The organism is Streptomyces sp. V4I23 (assembly GCF_030817975.1).
Classification (GTDB): Bacteria; Actinomycetota; Actinomycetes; order Streptomycetales; family Streptomycetaceae; genus Streptomyces.
Genome location: NZ_JAUSZW010000004.1, coordinates 4,167,267 through 4,182,227, shown reverse-complemented (window position 1 = coordinate 4,182,227; position 14,961 = coordinate 4,167,267). Strand labels below are relative to the sequence as shown.

Genomic DNA, 14,961 nt, shown 5'->3' with positions numbered 1-14,961 from the left:
TGCGGGTGTAGTTCAGTAGCAGAACATCCCCCTTCCAGGGGGAAGGCGCAGTGTGCAATTCCTGTCACCCGCTCTGCACCACTATTACCGTCCACTGATGTGGATCAGGTACAGTGGTGAACGCACCGCCCGGTGAGAGCCGAGCGGCAGCAATGCGGACGTGGCTCAGTTGGTAGAGCATCACCTTGCCAAGGTGAGGGTCGCGAGTTCGAATCTCGTCGTCCGCTCCGAGAGCGAAGGCCCTGGTCGATATGACCAGGGCCTTCGTCGTTCTCCGATTCGGGACGACTTCCCGTGTGACGGTCCCCACAGAAATCGGCGTACAGGGGACTTCGGCGCCCAGCGCCCCTCGACCGTGCCCCTGGCGCCGAGTGACCGCCTCCGGCCGTCCGAGGACCGGCACTTGGGCCCGCCCGTGATCCCGGAACCGCCGACCGGTCCTCCCCTCAGGCGAGCCCGGCGAGGCACTGGCCAGGGATCCGTACGGCCGTATGTCTCACCCGGCCGCGAGTTTGGGTATAGTGGTCTCCGCGCTACGGCGCATGCGGACGTGGCTCAGTTGGTAGAGCATCACCTTGCCAAGGTGAGGGTCGCGAGTTCGAATCTCGTCGTCCGCTCAGATGAAGAAGCCCCCGGCGATCTCGCCGGGGGCTTCTTCGTGTGCCGTTACTGCCAGGCCGTCCCGGTCAGCAGCTCGTACGCCTCCAGGTACTTGGACCGGGTCGCGTCCACGACGTCCTGCGGCAGCGCGGGCGGCGGCTGCTCGCTCCTGCGGTCCCAGCCGGAGACCGGGGACGTCAGCCAGTCACGCACATACTGCTTGTCGTACGACGGCTGCGCGTGGCCCGGCTCCCAGGAAGCCGCGGGCCAGAAGCGGGAGGAGTCCGGGGTCAGCACCTCGTCCGCGATGACCAGGGTCTCCCCGTCGAAGCCGAACTCGAACTTCGTGTCGGCCAGGATGATGCCCCGCTCACGGGCGATGTCGCGGGCGCGCGCGTACACGTCGAGGGTCGTGCGGCGCAGGTGGGCGGCCGTCTCCGCGCCGACCTGGCGGACGACCTCCTCGTAGCTGACGTTCTCGTCGTGGTCGCCGACGGCCGCCTTGGTGGCCGGCGTGAAGATCGGGGCCGGCAGCTCGGAGCCGTCGACGAGGCCCTCGGGGAGTGCCAGACCGCAGACCGTACGGGTCTGCTCGTACTCGACGAGGCCGGAGCCGGTCAGATAGCCGCGGGCCACGCACTCGACCGGGACCATGTTCAGCGACTTGCAGATCAGGGTGCGGCCCTCCCAGTCGGCGGGGGCGCCGGCGGGCAGGTCGGTGGACAGCACATGGTTCGGGACGAGGTCCTGCAACTGCTCGAACCACCACAGGGACAGGCGGGTGAGCACCCGGCCCTTGTCGGGGATCTCCGTGGGGAGCACCCAGTCGTAGGCGGACATGCGGTCACTGGCGACCATCACGAGGTCGCCCGCCTCGTTCCGGTACAGGTCGCGCACCTTGCCGGTGTGCACGTGCATCAGGCCGGGCACCTGGATCGGCTCGGGCTTTTCGACGAATCCGGACACGGTTCCTCCCCGTGGTTACGTACAACGGCTCCGATTGTCCCGTATGCGGGCGGGAGTCTCCTGAGCAGGGGTGCCGGACGCGCCGGATCGTCGCCTAGTCGCGTTTGCAGATGCGGTCGAGGAGGTTGGCCGTCGCGCGCTGGATGCGGGGGTCCACGTGGCCGGGCCGGTCCAGGGCCGGTGACCAGGCGAAGGTCCCCGACGCGAAGACCAGAGCGCCGGAGGGAGCCCGGTACAGCGACGTCTCCTGGTGGCGCACCACGCCGTCGCCGTCCTCGTACGGCGAGTGCGCGAGCAGGATGCGGCTGACGTGCTCCGGGAGCGCGGTGCGCGGGAAGTAGCGATCGGCCTCGCCCGCGACCAGACCGGGCAGTTCGTCGCCCTCTCCCGCGCCGGTCGCCTCCCACAGCCAGTGGTCCGCGTTGCGCACGACCAGGGGGGAGGGCTCCGGGACCCGGCCCGCGTACTGGATGCCCAGCAGCAGCTGCTCTGACCGGTCGACCTCGCGCCACAGGGCCGGTTTGCCGGGGCCGCGGCGCTTGCGGCAGGTCATCAGGCGCTCGGGCATACCGGACGGAGAGGGAGCGAGCTCGACCTGCCAGTACATGGTGTTGGCCGAGAGGAAGACCAGCGAGGTGCCGCGGTCGCGGGCGGTCTCGGCAGCGTGGCGCATGGGCGCCGACCAGTACTCGTCGTGGCCGGGGAAGACCAGGCCGCGGTAGCGGGAGGGATCGATGCGGCCCGCGTGCAGATCGCGGGTGTCGGCGTAGGCGAGGTCGTAGCCGTACCGCTCGGCCCAGCGGATGAAGTCGTAGGCGTGGCCGACGTGCAGGGGCAGGCCGGCCCCTGCGTAGGGGCGGTCGAAGGAGACGGTGACGGCGGCGTCCTCCTCGCCGAGGAGCCGGCCGTTCTCGTCCCACGCGTGATACAGGCTCGCGCCGGTGCGGCCGTCCTCCGGATAGAGGTTGTACGCCTGCCACGTGACGTCGGGCAGGAGCAGCAGCAGGTCGGCCGGGTGGTCGTCGCGGACCGTGAAGGGGATGTGGGAGCGGTGGCCGTCGAGGGTGGTCAGCACGGCGACGTACGCGCCGATCGACCAGTACGAGGGGATCTGCAGCCGCCACGAGAGCCACCAGTGGTGGCACGAGACGGTGCGGTCGGCGGTGAGCGGGGGCGGCTGGACGATGCCGGACAGCCGCGGACTCGTGGTGATCTTGGCGGCGCCGTCGCCGCCGTAGTGACCGATGCGGTAGATGTCGACCGAGAACTGCTGCGGCGGGTCCACGGTGATGTGGAAATCGATCGCCTCGCCGGGCGCGGCGGCCCCGGGCGACACGAAGCCCTTGATCTGGCGGCGTACGTCGTCGGCGGTGCGCGGGCGGCCGGAGCCGCCGCGGGCCAGCGCCGGGTCGGCGTACCAGGGGACGACCTGGCCGGTGTCGCCGAAGTAGTGCTCACCGCCGCGCAGCCAGGGCAGCGGGCCCTGGCCGAAGGGATCGCTGACGGCGTGGGCGAGAGCGCCCGATTCCCATCGCCGGATCTGCTCCGCCCCCATGCCGCGCCCTCCCTCGGTGCCCCGGTACATCGTCGATGCGCCGACCTGTTCAGCGCCGGTCTCCAGCACATCACATAACGCACGCACTCCGTCACCGTTCGTCGCGAATAGACGTGAAGGTGAAGAGATCGTTCCGTACGAGAGGGGCCGCGGCCGGGGGCGAGCCATGGGTGGCAGGGCGCCGACGCGGCTCAGGCGAGGCGCACCGGCTTCTCCGGCCGGACGCCGAGGGAACCCAGCCAGACGCGCAGCGGCTGCGCGTCGCCGTCCTCCACCAGGCTCAGCACGGGCGCCATGAGGTCGGCCCGCCGCTCGCCGTCGATCAGCAGCGCCGGGCCGTCCAGCCAGTCCAGGCCGGGCGCCGCCCCCACGGTGTCGATCGCCGTGCAGCACACCATCGCGACGACATGGTCGGCGAGCAGGTCACGGCCGCTGCGCGGCGGCTGGAGCGGGAACAGCGGCAGCGGGTCCCCGCCCCACAGGGCCAGCACGTCCCCCGCGCCGTCCAGGGCGGCCGCCGGCCGGCCCTGGGCCCGCGTCGGCTCACGTGCCGCCTCCTCGCGGGCCGTACGGGCGGTGAGCGCGGCCGCGAGATCGTCGCTCGCCGCACCGCCGGGCTGTTGCGACAGATGCTCGATCACGCGGGCGAGGGTCGGCCCCTCGGGCCCGGTCGCGGGCGGCACTCCCAGCTCGTCGAGGACCCGGTGGATACGGGCCGCTTCCGTACGCCACTTGCGGTCGACGACCTCGCGGGGATAGTGCTGCCAGTCCACCGGGGACCAGTCGGGGCCGCCCTCGGCAGGGCCGCCGTGGAACAGCCGCGCCGCCAGCAGCGACGCCGCCTCGTCCACGGTGCCGGGCTCCTCCAGCAGGTCGCAGGCGGGACGCTCGCCCAGCCGCGAGGTGAAGCCCTCGGCGAGACGGTCACGCCGGGAGAGCTCGGTCAGCGCCGCCACGACGCCCGCGTCCAGCCGCGAGGGCCAGCGGCCCATGTGCCAGGCGGGCAGGGCGACGCGGGTCAGCAGCCTGTCCCAGCCCGCGTAGGCGAGGCCCACCTGCTCCTGGGCGACGATCCGCAGACCGTAGTCCACACCCTGTGCCCGCTCGGACGCGGCGGCCGCGACCCAGCGCTCCATCTCGGCCGCGTGCAGCTGACAGCCGCGCAGCAGAAGCCGGGCTATCCGGCCGGTCACGAGGGACAGCGGCCTGCGTATGGACCATTCCCCGGGGTCGGCCGCGTCGGCGACCGCCGCGTCCAGGCCCCGCACGAACCGGCGGGCGGCGGCTATGTCGGGGTCGGCGGCGAGGCTGGTGCCCGCGACGACCGGGCCGAGCACCGCCCGCAGCTCGGCGACCCGCATCCACCACAGGAAGGGCGAGCCGATGACCAGGACCGGCGCCTCGCCCGGGCGCCGCCTGGCCCCGGATATCGCGTGCGCCGGGTGCGTGCGGTCCTCGAGCCAGCTGTCGCAGTCGGGAGTGAGCGCGAGCGCGGACGGCGCGGGCACGTCGAGGCGCTCGGCCAGGTCGTGGACCAGCCGGTACAGATCGGGGGCCGAGCGCTCCGGGAGCTCCACGGTCGGGCTGAGCGCGGGGGCGGCCCGGGCGATCACCGCGGCGACGGCAGCGGCCGCGAGCAGCACGACCACAGCGCACGCGGTCACCGTCCAGCGCGCGGTGTCCCAGCCCGCACCGCTCATCCTCCCCGTCGCACCGCCGGCCAGCAGAATCACGGTGACGGCCGTGGGGAGCAGCGCCACGGCCGCCGCCCAGCCGCGGACACGCAGCACGGCGAAGGCCTTGGAACGGGCGCCACGAGCGCCCACCGACTCCCCGATAGCGGTACCGGTCACGACCGGACGTCACCCCCTCTGCCCTGCGACGGTGTTGGTCACTCCCCCACTGTGGCACCGCCCACTGACATCGCAATGCCGGTGGGCCAAGTGCCGGAACCCCTGCGCCGCACCCTAGTTGGGGCTTCGGCGACCGTCATCCGGATGGCTCAGCCATCACTCGATGGAATGGCTTTGGGCAATGCATCGGACGCGGCGGACGGCAGCGGACCGAAGCGTGGAAGCGCAGGTCGGGCCGGTGTTACCGGGCGTACGCGCGAGGTCGGCGCTTTACCGCACGCGACGGTGGCGACGGAGCCGGGCGTGGACGGTTCGACCGGATCCGGCATACGGACGGGGCCCGGCGCGCTGTGCGTCGCCGGGCCCCGTCCGGGAAGAAGGTGCGCTCGTGTGCGGGAGCCGGAACGGCCCCGCCGGTCAGCCCCCCGCGGCGGCGCGGGCGATGTCCGTCCGGTGCTGGGAGCCCTCCAGGCGGATGCGCGACACCGCGCGGTACGCGCGCTCGCGCGCCTCGGCCAGGTCCTTGCCCGTCGCCGTCACCGACAGCACCCGGCCGCCGGCGCTCACGATCGCGTCGCCGTCGCGCTTGGTACCGGCGTGCAGGACGTACGCGTGCGGCGCGTCCTCGGCGGCGACCTCGTCGAGACCCCCGATCGGGTCGCCGGTGCGCGGCGTGCCCGGGTAGTTGTGGGACGCGACGACGACGGTCACGGCCGCGTCGTCACGCCACGTGAGCGGAGGGAAGGTGTCCAGCGTTCCGTTCGCCGAGGCGAGCAGGACCCCGGCCAGCGGCGTCTTCAGCCGGGCGAGCACGACCTGCGTCTCCGGGTCGCCGAAGCGCGCATTGAACTCGATGACCCGCACACCGCGCGACGTGATCGCGAGCCCCGCGTACAGCAGCCCGGAGAAGGGCGTGCCGCGGCGGCGCATCTCGTCGACCGTCGGCTGGAGGACGGTGTCCATGACCTCGTCGACCAGCTTGGGGTCGGCCCACGGCAGCGGCGAGTACGCGCCCATGCCGCCGGTGTTCGGGCCCTCGTCGCCGTCGAGCGCGCGCTTGAAGTCCTGGGCGGGCCTCAGAGGCACGACCGTCTCGCCGTCGGTGATGGCGAAGAGCGAGACCTCGGGGCCGTCGAGGTACTCCTCGATGACGACCCGGCCGCACGCGAGCGCGTGTTCGCGGGCCTGCTCCAGGTCACTCGTGACCACGACGCCCTTGCCGGCGGCGAGCCCGTCGTCCTTGACCACGTACGGGGCGCCGAAGGCGTCGAGCGCCTCGTCGATCTCCTCGGGGGTGGTGCAGACGTAGCTGCGGGCCGTGGGCACTCCCGCCCCGGCCATCACGTCCTTGGCGAAGGCCTTGGAGCCCTCCAGCTGCGCCGCGGCACCCGACGGGCCGAAGCACGGGATCCCCGCGGCGCGGACCTGGTCGGCGACACCGGCGACGAGCGGCGCCTCCGGGCCGACCACGACGAGCTCGGCGCCGAGGACGGTGGCGAGCCGCGCGACGGCCGGGCCGTCCAGCGGGTCGACGGGGTGCAGCTCGGCGACCTCGGCGATACCGGCGTTTCCGGGCGCGCAGTACAGAGCGGTGACGTCGGGATCGAGGGACAGAGAGCGGCACAGGGCGTGTTCGCGGGCGCCGCCGCCGATGACGAGGACCTTCACGGGCGCAAGCCTAACCGCCGTGCGCCCCACAGCGTCGTACGGGCCTGTGAGGGCAGGCCCGCTACTCGTTCGTATATTCCTCCACGACCGTCGCGCCGAGCTCGCGCACGATCAGGTCGTGCCCGGAGAGCGCCGAGTCGACGAGATCCGGATCGTCCTCCTCCGGGACGTCGTCCTCCAGCGAGACCGGTGGGGGCGGCGGCGGACTGTATGTCTCCGCCGGGCGGACCGGCTCGGGGGCCGACTGCGGCGCGGCCGCCTGAGGAGGCGTGGACGGAGTCGACGGGGCGGGCCGGGGTGCGGGGGCCGCCGGGGCGGGCGGGGCCGGAGCGGCGGCGGGTGGCCTGCTCTGTCCGTAGCCGCCCTGCCCGCCGTAACCGCCGCCGGCACCGGACTGCCCGCCGTAGCCTCCCGACCCGCCCGAGGACTGGCCGCCGTAGCCGCCGGAGCCGGGCTGGCCGCCGCCGGGCCCTCCGCCCGCGCCGCCGGACGGATCGACGATCGCCTCGACCTTCCACTGCACGTTGAACTGCTCGGCGAGCGCCTGCTTCAGGACGTCCTCGCTGCCACTGCTCGCGAAGTTGTCCCGGGCGCCGGCATTGATGAAGCCGAGCTGGAGCGTGGTGCCGTCGAAGCCCGCCACCTGCGCGTTCTGGCTGAGGAGGATCCAGGTGAAGCGGCGCCGGTTCTTCACGGCCTCCAGGATGTCCGGCCACATGTTCCGTACCTGGCCGGCGCCCTGAGACATGACAGGGCCCGGTGCGGGCGCGGCAGCGGCGGGGCCGGGGGGCGCGGGCTCCGGGGTCCGCGGTGGCTGGGGGGCGGCGGGCTGTGCGCCCTGACCGGGGGCGGAGGCGGTGGGCCAGCCGCCGGGCCGCCGCGGTGCCTCCGGGGCTCCGCCGCCACCGGTCGCGCCCGGCCAGGCGCCGGGACGGGCAGGCGCGGGCTCGGCGGCCGGCTGCGCCTGAGGGGCGGCGGGCGCGGATGCGGGCGGCGGTGCGGGCGCGGCCACCGGAGCGGCCGGGACCGGTGCGGGCGGAGCCGCCTCGGGCCGTACGGCGGCGCGCGCCGCCGCGGGACCGCCACCGGGCGGCACCGGGGCGTGCGCCTGGGCCTCGGGACCGGGGACGTATCCCATGGCGGGCGCCGGCCCGCCCGCCGAGAACGTCGCGCCGCGCTCCAGCCGGTCGAGCCGGGCCTGCACGGACCGCTCGTCGTCGAAGGCGGCGGGAAGCAGCACGCGGGCGCAGATCAGCTCCAGCTGGAGCCGCGGGGACGTGGCGCCGCGCATCTCGGTCAGTCCGGTGTTCACCAGGTCGGCCGCGCGGCTGAGCTCGGCAGCGCCGAAGACGGACGCCTGCGCCTGCATGCGCTCCACGACGTCGGCGGGCGCGTCGATCAGGCCCTTGGTGCCCGCGTCCGGAACGGCGGCGAGGATCAACAGGTCCCGCAGCCGCTCCAGGAGATCGGCCACGAACCTGCGCGGGTCGTTCCCGCCCTCGATGACGCGGTCCACGACCTCGAAAGCCGCGGCGCCGTCACCCGAGGCGAAGGCGTCCACGATCGAGTCGAGCAGCGACCCGTCCGTGTATCCGAGGAGGGAGGTGGCCATGGCATACGTCACACCGTCCTCGGCCGCGCCGGCGAGCAGCTGGTCCATGACGGACATGGAGTCACGCACGGACCCGGCCCCGGCGCGCACGACGAGCGGCAGCACTCCGTCCTCGACGGGGATGCCCTCTCGGCCGCACACCTCCGCCAGGTACTCCCGAAGTGTGCCCGGCGGCACGAGACGGAACGGGTAGTGGTGCGTCCTGGACCGGATGGTCCCGATGACCTTCTCGGGCTCGGTGGTCGCGAAGATGAACTTCAGATGCTCCGGGGGCTCCTCGACCACCTTCAGCAGAGCGTTGAAGCCCGCCGAGGTGACCATGTGGGCCTCGTCGATGATGTAGATCTTGTAGCGGCTGCTCGCCGGCCCGAAGAACGCCTTTTCACGCAGGTCACGGGCGTCGTCCACGCCTCCGTGCGACGCGGCGTCGATCTCGATGACGTCGATCGACCCCGGCCCGTTGCGCGCGAGATCGCGGCAGGACTGGCACTCACCGCAGGGCGTCGGCGTCGGGCCCTTCTCGCAGTTCAGACAGCGGGCGAGGATGCGGGCACTGGTCGTCTTGCCGCAGCCGCGCGGCCCGCTGAACAGGTACGCGTGATTGACCCGGTTGTTCCGCAAGGCCTGCTGCAACGGGTCGGTGACATGCTCCTGCCCGATGACCTCGGCGAACGACTCGGGGCGATAGCGGCGGTACAGCGCAAGGGACGACACGCTTACGAGGTTATCGGGGCCCGCCGACAATCGAAGCCGCCCCGAGACCCCGAGGTCCACGCACAACGCAAGCGCCCCTCACGCACCCGCCAGAGCCGACCTACCCTTGCTGCCTTCCGGCCCTGGGGGAGTTCAGTCAGATAGCGCCACGTGAGGGGCTGCGCCCAGGTTACCCGATGCAGGGGGGTGGTCGGACCCCCGGTTCCGGGCCGATGGGAACGGGTTCGCGAGCACTCCTCTGCGTCATGTAATGTTTCCGGCGGAGGATTCGCCTAGAGGCCTAGGGCGCACGCTTGGAAAGCGTGTTGGGGGCAACCCCTCACGAGTTCGAATCTCGTATCCTCCGCCAGTGCCTCACCGGGCACGATGTCGAAGGGCCCCACCGTTCGCGGTGGGGCCCTTCGACGTTCCGGCCCTCGCGCTCATGCCGCCGGCCTCATCGCAACCTGCCCGATCACGCGGGTGCGGTGGACCTCGTCGACGCGGCCGCTACTTCGGAGCGATCAAGCTGCGGAGCCCCTGCTGCGCGTAGGTGCCCCACACGTGCGTGACGAAGCCGGTGTCGACGGATGCCCTGGCGGATCGGCTGGGCTTGCCCCAGGCATGGACGCCGAGGCGGAGCTGGTTCCCCGCGACGTGGATCGTGAACCTGATGGACCGGTCCTCGCCCTCGGGATGACCGGGCAGTGACATGAGGACGAAGTAGTCGGGCCCGATGTCGATCACCTTCACGGGTGCCTCGACCATCTGGACGTTGAGCGGGAGCAGGCTGCAGACCTGTCCCTCCTTCAGGACCTGTCCGCATCCCTTGAAGGGGAAGTGGTCCGAGAAGTCGGTGGTGGCCTTCGTGAGCATCGCCCGCGTCAGAGCGGTGCTGTTGCGGCCGGACACCGGGTGGATGCCGAACTCGCAGCGGTAGGCGTAGTCGGTGGAGGAGTCGGCCGAGGTCCAGCAGGTGTCAGGAGCGGCGGGCGCCGGTGGCTGCGCAGTGGTCGGCGTGGCTGCGGTCTGGAGTGCCCGCCAAGTGCGGGTGCCGGCGATACCGTCCGCGGTCAGACCCGCCTTGTGCTGGAACGCGATGAGGGCGGCCTGGGTCCTGGGGCCGAAGTCGCCGTCTACGTCGGTCGGGTGCCCGTGCGCGGTCAGCAGGCGCTGCAGGCTGCGCACTGCCGGTCCCTGCATTCCGGTCCGCAGGACGGGCTGCCGGGTGGTCTGCGGCCGGGTCGCCGGGTCGGCGTTCATGGCCGCTCGGCCGGCGGCGTCGCGGGTGGATGGCGCTGCGGTGTCGGCCCGTGCGGCGGAATCGGCGGCGTTGCCGGAGGACGCGTTCGCGAGGTCGAGGCCGGTCAGTGCGGTCACGGCGGCCGCCGTCACGGCGATCAGCCGCATGCGCAGGCTGGTGGGACGGGTCATGGGCGCTTGCCTTTCAGTCAGCTGCGAGGGGGCACTGGCGACGCCGGGCCGCCCACGGTGGTGCGATGCGTGGGCGGCCGGGTGCGCTCCGGTTTCGGGACGTCAGTGGAAGGTTCGAGACATCAGTGGAAGGTGATGTCCCAGTGGTCGCTCTCACGGGCGAAGTCGGCCTTGATGCCGCCGACGGCGCCCTTCCAGACCAGGGCGTCACCGCGGTCGTGGCTGTAGGCGGCGTGGCGCTTGATGTAGGCGGACACGCAGTCGCCCCGTCCGATGTCGATCTTGAAACCCTTGCTGTGCGACTTGGGGCCGCCGGCGTGTCCGGTCTCGGTGCCGCCGGTGATGGTGACGGGGCAGCCGCTGCTCTTCTTCAGGGCGATGACTCCCTGGATGCTGCGGGTGCGGACGCCGTCGAAGGAGGTGCAGGTGCGCCGGTTGCGGTCGTGGCAGTTGCCGGAGGACTTCCACGTGAGGCCGGCCGCCCTCAGCTGGTCGGTGGCCTGGCGGTGCGTCAGCGTGGTGCCGGTGGAAGGCGGCGCGGACCTCGGCGCGGTCGGGGTGTGGGTGGTGGTGCCGGACACGAGCTTGTTCCACGTCTCCGGGCCGATGATCCCGTCGGCGGCCAGGCCGTTCCGGCTCTGGAACGCCTTCGTCGCCCGGGCCGTCGCCGGACCGAACACCCCGTCGACGGTGATGCGGTGGCCGTATCCGGCCAGTTGGGTCTGCGCGGCCCTCACCGCGGCGCCGGTGGAACCCTGGCGGATGGGGGTGGTGAGCTTGTCCCAGGTCTTCCGGCCGATGATCCCGTCGGCAGTCAGGCCGTTCCGGCTCTGGAACGCGACGGTGGCACGCTCCGTGGCGGGGCCGAAGCTGCCGTCGGCGGTCGTGGAGTGGCCGGCGGCCGTGAGGAGGTGCTGAGCGGTGGCGACGTCCGTTCCGCGTGCTCCGTTCTTCAGCACGGGCCACTGGGCGCCGGGCGTGTTGCCGGGCGGCGGGGGCGTGGGCCGCTGCCCGGTGGTGAGGTGGGCCAGGGCCCGCAGCTGGGTGAGGGTGCCGCGGTAGACGTTGAGGTCGACGTTGCCGCGCATGCCGGACACGGACCCGTGTTCGGTGTGTTGCCAGATCGACCAGGAGCGTCCTCCGACGGGTGCGGGTTCGCGGGTTCCGCTCTGGTAGCGGGGCTGCCACAGCGGGCTCTGCGCCAGGGCTCCGGTGTCACCGCGCAGGCAGGTGTCGGTGAAGTCCTTCGAGGTGTAGACGATCGGTGTCACGCCGAAGGCGGCGCGGACCTCGGTGATGAAGGCGGTGATCTGGGCGTTGGTGACACCGGCCGGGCAGCGGCCGCGGATCTTCTCGAGGTCGACGACGGGCGGCAGTTGGCCGGGCCGACGGGCGTCGTAGCCGGCCTTCTCGACGGTGTCGATGAAGTGGCCGGCCTGCGCGGCGCCTGAACCGGCGTCGTAGAAGTGGTAGGGCGCGGCCATGAGTCCCGCCCGGGTGGCGGCGGTGAAGTCGGTGGCGAATCGGGGGTCGCGGTAGCCGGTGCCCTGGGTGGCCTTGTGGAAGACGAAGGTGTAGCCGGAAGCCTTGATCGTGGCCCACTGGATCGGGTGGGCGTTGTGATGGCTGGTGTCGATGCCCTTCACGCTGTACGCGGTGGGGCTGGTCGCCTGTGCCTGCTCGCCGCCCATGGCGGTCACGACACCGAACACGGTCGCCGACGCGGCGGCGAGGGCCGCCGTCTGCAGGGCCAGGTTCCTGATCCTCTTGCGCATGTCTCGTCTCTCGGTAGGAGCCCGTCGCGGTGCACAGGTGTGTGCACCCGGGCAGCGGGCGACTGCGACAACTGCCGTGTCGCGCTGCCGAGATGAGATTCGGGGCACCGCCGTCCCATCGGTAAGGTGATCGCCGTTCCATCCGTGCCGTGGCGTCCCACGCGTTCCGCATGCGTGATGACCTGCGGAAAGGAACGGCGCTGGAACGCAGCGGTCCAGGGGTCCTGCGAAGAGGGGATGGCGCGTGGAGCACGAGGGGGACGGGCCCGAGAAAGAGCCGGCACAGGTGGAAGCTCTGCGGCGGGAACTGGTCCGCATCAAGAAGGAGAGGAACCTCTCCCTCGACGCGTTCCGCTACGACACGGGCTACTCACGGTCCTCTTGGAACCGTGTCCTCAAAGGCGAGGCGTTCCCGCCCCGTGCGGCGATGGTCCGCCTCTGCGCCCGCCTGCGGCTGGACACCGACCGGGTGATGGGGCTGTGGCAGGCCGCCGCCGACGCCCGCGAGGCGGCTGCCCCCGCCGCTTCCACCGCTGACGCCCGCGAGGCGGCTGCCCCCGCCGCTTCCGCCCCCGGCGCACCGAGTGCCGCTGACGCTCCCGTCCCTGACGCTCGGCCTGAAACGGACATGCCTGCGGCCCCCGGCACCGATGCGGCGGCCACCGTGCCGGACGAGGCGGATGGCCAGGCCCCCGAACGGGACCAAGCGGTGGGCGGGACGGTGGAACAGCCCGCCGGGACCGCTGCGCGGGACAGCGGTGCGAGCGAACCGGTGCGGGAGCAGCCGGTCACGACGGCCCCGCGCCCCGGGACCGGCGCCCCGGCCCCGGAGAAGCGCCGTCGCACGCTGCGGGTCAGGCCCGCGTGGCTCGTCGTGTCGGGACTCGTCGTCCTGCTCGTGATCGGCCGCTGGTACTCCCTGCCCACCTCCACCGGGGACGAGACGCCCCGGGGCGGACAGTCCCAGCCTCCCCAGGCGCGTCCCACCGATCCCCAGCCGAGCGCCTCTGTCCCGAGCACGGCCGCTCCCCGCGAGCCCAGCGACAAGGCCTCCGCAGCGGACGCCGGCAGGCCGCCCGCGACCGCGTCAGCGGACCCGTCGGTGTCCGCGTCGAGGGCCACCAGCCCGGCACCGCGGGTGTCGGGCTCACCCAGCAGTTCGGTCGCTCTCGGCGCGGCCGGCCGTGCCCACTGCTCCTACAACTCCGACCGCACCCAGACCATGGCCAAAGGGATGGTCGGCTCCAAGGTCAAGCAGATCCAGTGCCTGCTCAACAACAACTACGACACCGCCCTGACGGTCGACGGCAACTTCGGAACCGCCACCGACACCGCGATCCGCGCCGTCCAGAAGTGCAGCGGCATCACCGTCGACGGCCAGGTCGGCCCGCAGACCTGGAGACACCTCGACACCCCCACACCGGGCTGCGGTCACTGACGCACCACGTCTCAGCAGGTGCTCGACCGGATGCTGTCCCCCGGGCCCAGACATGCAGTCCCCGGTAGTCCTCTCGATCTCGCCGAGTTCCAGTCGTCGCTGAGAACCCTGAGGTCGATCGGATCTGCCGGGGGCCTGGCCAGAGCCGACAAGTGGGTCACGCCGGCCGGTGGACGTCTCCACCGACGGTGCGGCTCGCTCTGGTTTTCTGGTGTATATCGGATTTTCCTCCGAATTAACCGCAAGTCAAGGCCTTCCGAACATCGGACGGGGCCCGGGTTCATGGGCCCCGGAAGAGTCGCCGACCGGTTCATCGCTGGGTGGCCGGCCACAGGCAGACGTACGGCGGTACGGCTGCGGCCAGGGCCGTGATGACCGCGGCACCGGCCGGCCCCTCGCTGAGGGTGGGCGACACGGCGCTCCGCTCGCCGTCAGCGGTCCGGACGGTGACTTCGCACCCCTCCTCCGTCATGCTCATGCTTTCGCCCAGCCCGTAGCCGTGTCGAAACACTCCCGGGAGGCGACGGCATCGGCGCCGAGCCACAGCGGCGCGGCCACGCCTGCGAGGACCACCGTTCCCGGCGCGTCACGGACCGCGCCCGTGTGGGCTTTGGGGAAACTGCCGTCATGACCGACGCATCGAAAGCAGTCCTCGAAGGCGGCCCCGCCGATCTTCCGGAGCGGATCGTCTCCCTCGCCGATACGGCCGCGCCCGGGACCGACCTCAAGATCCCGTTCCGCGGCGGGTACGAGCACTTCAAGGCCACCTCGCGGCGGCAGGAGACCGCCGAAGGGGCGTTGCCCGTCTACGAATGGTGGGAGCGCACGGAACTCCCGGGCTGAGCGCCGCTCAGGCCGTCGCCCCCGCCACCTCGTGCGCCGTGCGGACGAAGGCGCGGACCGCGCCGGTGTCGTCGCCGGCGCGCCGGACCAGGCCGTAGCCGACGGGCTCGGTGTCTACGGAAACGGAACGCAGGTAAGCCGGGCCGCGCGTGATACCTGGCGGAATGCGCGGTCGACGTGGTCGCCGTCGGCTCGGGCTCGCCCGCGCAACTGCTCGGCGGTTACCGCGCCGGACTCGTCGCCCCTCTCGGCGCGGCTCTGCTCGCCGCCGCCATCAGGGCATTCGGGCCGCGTTGCCGGCCGGGCGCGATTGTCGCGGGTTCGCGTGCGGAATCCCGTACGGAAATCACCGCCGCCGCCCGCTGATCCGTTCCACCGCGGGAAAGGTCCACACCTGGGCGGAAAGGGTCCTACCGATACGGGAAAGGACCCTGCCGACAGGGGAAAGCCATGCCGTTCCGATGCCGGTCCGGACATGCGCAGGGGCCCCGGGACTGGATATTCCGGGGCCCTGTCCCGCCCTC

The 14,961-nt window shown here is 72.3% G+C and carries 10 protein-coding genes, 4 tRNA genes and 1 other RNA gene; 6 read left to right on the top strand and 9 right to left on the bottom strand.

What is annotated here, in order from left to right:
- Nucleotide 1 precedes the first annotated feature (1 nt).
- The 3 genes from QFZ82_RS21280 to QFZ82_RS21270 all read left to right on the top strand — a co-directional run bounded on the left by QFZ82_RS21280 (nucleotide 2) and on the right by QFZ82_RS21270 (nucleotide 617).
- A tRNA-Gly gene (locus QFZ82_RS21280) sits at nucleotides 2-73 on the top strand.
- A gap of 81 nt (nucleotides 74-154) precedes the next feature.
- Nucleotides 155-227 (top strand) — tRNA-Gly (locus QFZ82_RS21275).
- 317 nt (nucleotides 228-544) lie between these two features.
- Nucleotides 545-617, top strand: a tRNA-Gly gene (locus QFZ82_RS21270).
- Nucleotides 618-666: 49 nt separating this feature from the next.
- On the opposite strand, the gene QFZ82_RS21265 is transcribed toward QFZ82_RS21270, so the two are convergent.
- From QFZ82_RS21265 to ffs, 6 genes are all read right to left on the bottom strand, one after another.
- Nucleotides 667-1,566: a phosphoribosylaminoimidazolesuccinocarboxamide synthase gene (locus tag QFZ82_RS21265; protein WP_307714666.1), complete on the bottom strand. Its 900-nt coding sequence runs from the start codon at nucleotides 1,564-1,566 to the stop codon at nucleotides 667-669.
- A 94-nt stretch (nucleotides 1,567-1,660) separates the two neighbouring features.
- A complete protein-coding gene (locus QFZ82_RS21260; protein WP_307714665.1) occupies nucleotides 1,661-3,121 on the bottom strand; it encodes a N,N-dimethylformamidase beta subunit family domain-containing protein in 1,461 nt (486 codons plus the stop codon).
- Between the two features lie 191 nt (nucleotides 3,122-3,312).
- A complete protein-coding gene (locus QFZ82_RS21255; protein ID WP_307714664.1) occupies nucleotides 3,313-4,974 on the bottom strand; it encodes a hypothetical protein in 1,662 nt (553 codons plus the stop codon).
- Between the two features lie 417 nt (nucleotides 4,975-5,391).
- Nucleotides 5,392-6,642, bottom strand: a complete 1,251-nt coding sequence (purD, locus tag QFZ82_RS21250; protein WP_307714663.1) for a phosphoribosylamine--glycine ligase — start codon at nucleotides 6,640-6,642, stop codon at nucleotides 5,392-5,394.
- A 61-nt stretch (nucleotides 6,643-6,703) separates the two neighbouring features.
- Nucleotides 6,704-8,968, bottom strand: a complete 2,265-nt coding sequence (locus tag QFZ82_RS21245; RefSeq protein WP_307714662.1) for a DNA polymerase III subunit gamma and tau — start codon at nucleotides 8,966-8,968, stop codon at nucleotides 6,704-6,706.
- A 64-nt stretch (nucleotides 8,969-9,032) separates the two neighbouring features.
- Nucleotides 9,033-9,131: signal recognition particle sRNA small type (gene ffs / locus QFZ82_RS21240), an RNA gene on the bottom strand.
- Between the two features lie 98 nt (nucleotides 9,132-9,229).
- Here ffs and QFZ82_RS21235 point away from each other — a divergent pair.
- Nucleotides 9,230-9,317 (top strand) — tRNA-Ser (locus QFZ82_RS21235).
- 140 nt (nucleotides 9,318-9,457) lie between these two features.
- On the opposite strand, the gene QFZ82_RS21230 is transcribed toward QFZ82_RS21235, so the two are convergent.
- On the bottom strand, nucleotides 9,458-10,381 hold the full coding sequence (locus QFZ82_RS21230; protein ID WP_307714661.1) for a peptidoglycan-binding protein: 924 nt from the start codon (nucleotides 10,379-10,381) through the stop codon (nucleotides 9,458-9,460).
- A 122-nt stretch (nucleotides 10,382-10,503) separates the two neighbouring features.
- Complete coding sequence (locus tag QFZ82_RS21225) at nucleotides 10,504-12,156, bottom strand: GH25 family lysozyme (protein ID WP_307714660.1); 1,653 nt, start codon at nucleotides 12,154-12,156, stop codon at nucleotides 10,504-10,506.
- A 244-nt stretch (nucleotides 12,157-12,400) separates the two neighbouring features.
- Here QFZ82_RS21225 and QFZ82_RS21220 point away from each other — a divergent pair, with 244 nt between their 5' ends.
- Nucleotides 12,401-13,594 (top strand): peptidoglycan-binding protein, encoded by a 1,194-nt coding sequence (locus QFZ82_RS21220; protein WP_307714659.1) that lies wholly within the window; start codon nucleotides 12,401-12,403, stop codon nucleotides 13,592-13,594.
- Nucleotides 13,595-13,904: 310 nt separating this feature from the next.
- Here the strand turns inward: QFZ82_RS21220 and QFZ82_RS21215 are convergent, their stop codons facing one another.
- Nucleotides 13,905-14,072: a hypothetical protein gene (locus QFZ82_RS21215; protein WP_307714658.1), complete on the bottom strand. Its 168-nt coding sequence runs from the start codon at nucleotides 14,070-14,072 to the stop codon at nucleotides 13,905-13,907.
- A 149-nt stretch (nucleotides 14,073-14,221) separates the two neighbouring features.
- Between QFZ82_RS21215 and QFZ82_RS21210 the strand changes: the two genes are divergently transcribed.
- Nucleotides 14,222-14,437: a DUF5988 family protein gene (locus QFZ82_RS21210; protein ID WP_307714657.1), complete on the top strand. Its 216-nt coding sequence runs from the start codon at nucleotides 14,222-14,224 to the stop codon at nucleotides 14,435-14,437.
- The last annotated feature ends 524 nt before the right edge of the window (nucleotides 14,438-14,961 follow it).